General features: G+C 62.0%; 2 protein-coding genes. One reads left to right on the top strand and one right to left on the bottom strand.

Annotated elements, in window-relative coordinates:
- Nucleotides 1–2,251, bottom strand: a 2,251-nt coding sequence (locus IMX13_RS18965; protein ID WP_227255522.1) for a hypothetical protein, incomplete at its 3' end; no start/stop codon positions are given.
- Nucleotides 2,252–2,949: 698 nt separating this feature from the next.
- Between IMX13_RS18965 and IMX13_RS18795 the strand changes: the two genes are divergently transcribed.
- Nucleotides 2,950–4,441: S8 family peptidase (locus tag IMX13_RS18795; RefSeq protein WP_193396969.1), on the top strand; the 1,492-nt coding region annotated here is incomplete at its 3' end.

Here is a 4,441-nt window from a genome sequence, read left to right on the forward strand (position 1 = left end):
TGGCCCCCGCACCTGCTGCCGTCGGCTCGACCAGATGCATTGCCAGCTGGTTGAACAGGGTGCCATGGCGCGTGCCCGGCTGTGCCGACATCGACTGCGCGACCTGCGCGGCCAGGCCATCGGCATCCCCACCGGCACTGCGCATCGCCGCCTGATGCTGCTGGACCACGTTGCCGATGCTGCCCAGCAGGGCGTTGTCGGCCAGGCGCAGGGTGGCGTGGGCATCGCCACGCAGCGCACCGGCCTGCTGCGCGACCACGTCGCGGTCGGCAAACTGCAGTGCACCCAGCAGCGGATCCAGCGCCGACGCCGGCTGCGACGCGGCCGTCCTCAATGCCTGGCCGAGGCCCGCGCCCGACGCCACGTTGGCGAACGGAGACACGTCATCGAAGGCCGGATTGGCGACCGCCCAGATGCCGTCGCCGGTCTGCACGATATTGAACGTGAGCAGCGAGTTCTCGCGCGGATGGAACCTGCGCTGTGCCGTGTCGGCACTGGTCAGATCGGCACTGTAGCCCGAGCCGTCCTGCCGCTCGGCACGGGTGAACGCGACCTGTCCGGCCTGCAGCTGCGGCACGCTGGCATCGAACTCGCTCTCGCGGTCATTCAACAGCTTGCCGGTCAGCTGGCTACCTTCGGCGCTCCCGTAAATGCGTCCTTGCACCAGCGGGATCGAAAGATCCTGGCGGTAGTAGCCCGGTGCGATGTCCAGCGCGAGTTTGCCGACTGTGCCACCGATCAGGAAGCCCGGTGCGGTCGCGACCGGGCCGTCCGCACACAGGGAGTATGTGCTGACGCTTTCGCAGCGATGCACCTCGAATGCCCCCAGCACAAGGCCTGCCTGACGCGTTTCCGGGGTGATGTCGAACAGCAGTCGGCCGGCATTGGGATAGGCGAAGCTGACATAGCCGTTGACCGTCAACTGACCACCCTGAGGATGAAGATCGCCACCGGCCACCCTCACCCGCGTCACCTGTGGAACATTCCACGCAACGCCGGGCTCGCCGGGGAACGCTACGTAACCGGTCGCAGCGATCGTCCCATGACCCTCCAGCCGGGCGCCGGCGTCCAGCGTGGCGACCGCAGTTCTCAGCGTCCCTCCCGCCAGAGCGACCCGGCCACCGCGCTTGACCAGCACCGTGTCCTTGTTGTCCAGCTCGCCACCGGCGCCAATGCCAAACAGGCCCGACACGGTCGTATCCTCAGCTTTCAGTTGCCCCCCCTGCAGCGTGACGGAACCCTCGCTTCCGACAATGGTGTACAGCGTCACCAGACGGCCACCGGCGCTCACATCCACCTCTCCCTTCTCCGCCCAGAGGATCTCCGCACCGCTGGACGTATCCGCCAGCCAAGATCCGCCGCGCTCAAGTCGGATCATGCCAAATGCATCGCCCGCGGCGATTTGGGCCGCGTCGAACGGGGCTGGCGCCCCTTCAGCGTCCACACCATAGCCCGCGGCGTACTCGTATTGCGCCGCGTAGAAGTAAGGATTCAGGTCGCCGTGCACGCTATCCGCGACACGCAAATAGTCGGCGGAAAGATCGATACGCTCCTCGCTGGTGATGATCCGGTCGCTGTAGATGTCCACACCGTCGTACACGGTGCAGTTGTCCTCGGTCGGGCAGAACTGGGCGGGCTTTCCGGACCTTGGATCGAAGTAGGTGAGGAACGAACCGAACGGCACCTGCATTCCATTGATGGCGCCCACAACCCGAGCGATGGCATCTGGCGGCGCGTTGCCCTGCATCATCTTCGCGTAGTGATCATCCGAGACCTGCTGGGGGATCGGGACGACTTTTCCGCCGGCCGTGCTCCCATGGATCATGAAGATGTTTTCGGGATAGCTAGGATCGATCTCGGGCAGATCGTAATTGGCGATGCGTCGTTCAGCACCACCGATGAAGCTGGTGCCGCAGGCGGAGATGCACTTACCCTGGAATACAGCAGTGATCCCGCGCAGGCGCAGTAGCTCCCCGGTTCCTCGTCCTGCAGCTGCATCGCCGCCGGGGCTGTTGCGGAAGACCACCTGCGTGATGGTCCTGCCATTGCTGGCTGCGGCATCGAGAATCCTTCGCAGCCTGATGTGGTCCTGGTAGTTGACACCACCTGTCGCGATGATGCGATCTCCATTGATATGGAAGGTGTAGGCCGACGCGAGGGAGGGCAACATCCCCCCCGTCAGCGCAAGACAGACAGCTGCATGCAGCGGGCTCAGCTGACGGAACGCAGGCAAGCGGAGATTACCTTTCATTTGGAATATTCCTGGAGGTGACAGAGACGCCGACACACGCTCGCGGCATTCGGTGGGCTGGGCATAACTGGCCAACACGACCTGTGTACTAACGTCGAAGGGGGGGCTCCCCCCCCAGCCAAGCGCATCCAAACGTTACCTCGCCGCATTGCCTGCAAGGACAGACTTCATGCCGTAGCCCCTCTCGGCAGGAAGGTCTCCGCGCACGCCCCCGCTGCCCCTCAAACAGAGCCGCATGCGGTCGCCATTCTGTGCATCAGCGGAAAACTGGGACGTCATTGAAACCCCTCTGTCCCGCGCGAGCGAGGCGTGGCCGGAAGGATGCGGCGGGTCGTCGTATAACCGGCGAACGCGGCCGGCAGCTGCCTGAATCGTTCGGGTTGAGTGCTGGCGCTACTCCCGCGCCCCTGGATTGAGCTGCCATCGGCCCCGGCCCCGGAGGTGCGGCCGATTCCCCGTCTACTTGAACCGCACGACCCCGGCCCCTCTTTCGAATGCGCGCTGGCCGTCATCCTGCCGGGAATCCGACCCGCCTTCACGGGGCATCCACAATCTTTTACGGTTCATTTAAAGTGACTTCTATCACACTTTTTAAGTCTAATGAAGTGCCTTCAGTTACTGTTAAGGGACTGGGGGTGTCGACGGCGTCGCGGCGTTAGTTACTTCGTAACACTACTCACCGCCGAGGACGTTTGAAGATGACACGCTCGCTCTACGCTCGCCAGTCGCTCCACCCGCTTGCCACCCACTTGGCGATCGCAATCGCCGCTTCGTTGCCGTTGACAGTGTCAGCACAGTCCGTTGCCAGTGAGCCACTGGATGCGCTCATGCAACAGCGATCATTGCAGACAGCTTGGGCCCGCTCGACGGCGCCCGAAGCAGGAATCCAGCCAAGCGCGCCCCTCCCACCCTCTCACGCATCAGACAGTTCCAGTATGGGAGCTGCGGGCAATCCAGATAGCTGGAAGACCGACGAGTTCAACTCGGACTGGGGCTTGGGGGCAATGAATGCGCAGTATGCTTACGCGAGGGGGCTAAGCGCCGCTGGCATCCGGTTGGGAGTGTTCGACAGCGGGACCGGCTTGGATCACCCAGAATTCGGCGGCAAGAATCATCGCAGCATCACCATTGCTGATCTATTGGCCGATGGCAGTCGGTGCACGAACAGGACTGCATTGACGGGCCCGGATGCTTGCTTCTCCAGCGCTGGTGATGAGGTCCAGGTTAAGCGCTATAAGCTTGATCCAAAGATGCCCAAGAGAATTGCTGATCTGTTACTAAGTGACCCACAGCTGAGCGAGTTTCTGCGGAACGCATCCTATGACGATCACGGCACCCATGTGGGTGGCACCATCGCTGCCAATCGTGATGGCGTAGGCATGCATGGTGTGGGATTCGGTGCAGATCTGACCGTCGCCAAGTTGTTCTTTAACAGCGTCACCGAGATCTATCTCAACGGGTTCGGTATTGGTGAGCGGGTTAAGAGCACGGGGCCAGAGAATTCAGCGCTTGTCGATCTATACGATCAGATGAACACTGAGGGAGTGCGTGCGATCAATCACAGCTGGGGTTTGGCCACGGAGCCGGAGTCAGCAGCTGAATTGGATAACCGATACAGCGATCCCGAATGGCTTGAGAGACTCTCGATCTTCGCGGATGGCGCGCAAGCCAAGGGCATGATTCAAGTCTGGGCGGCAGGGAATACTGATGAAGTCATCCCCACACCCGAGGAGAGCCCCATTGCCGGCATTTATGCGACGCTTCCTCGAGCGCTCCCTGATATCGAGAAGTACTGGCTGAGTGTGGTCAACGTCGACGACAAGAACAGGGGCAATGATGAGAAGAAGGATGAATATGAATTTGTATTGAGCAACAGATCAAACAAATGTGGTCTGAGTGCCAATTGGTGCATCGCCGCTCCCGGCACAGATATCAACTCAACGACCTACGATCCCTCTGCCCCGCCAACAGCAGATATTCGCACCGATGCGGACGGCAACCTCTGGCTCGATGTAACTCAGCGCGTGCCGAGGCACGGCTACGGTCTGAAGAGTGGAACGTCCATGGCGGCCCCGCACATCACCGGCGCTCTCGGGCTGCTGTTTGAGCGCTTCCCCTACCTGGACAGCGCACAGGTCCGCGACGTGCTGCTGACCACCGCCCGCGATCTGGGCGATCCGGGCATCGATG

The organism is Stenotrophomonas sp. B2, assembly GCF_014947095.1.
Taxonomy (GTDB): domain Bacteria; phylum Pseudomonadota; class Gammaproteobacteria; order Xanthomonadales; family Xanthomonadaceae; genus Stenotrophomonas; species Stenotrophomonas maltophilia_P.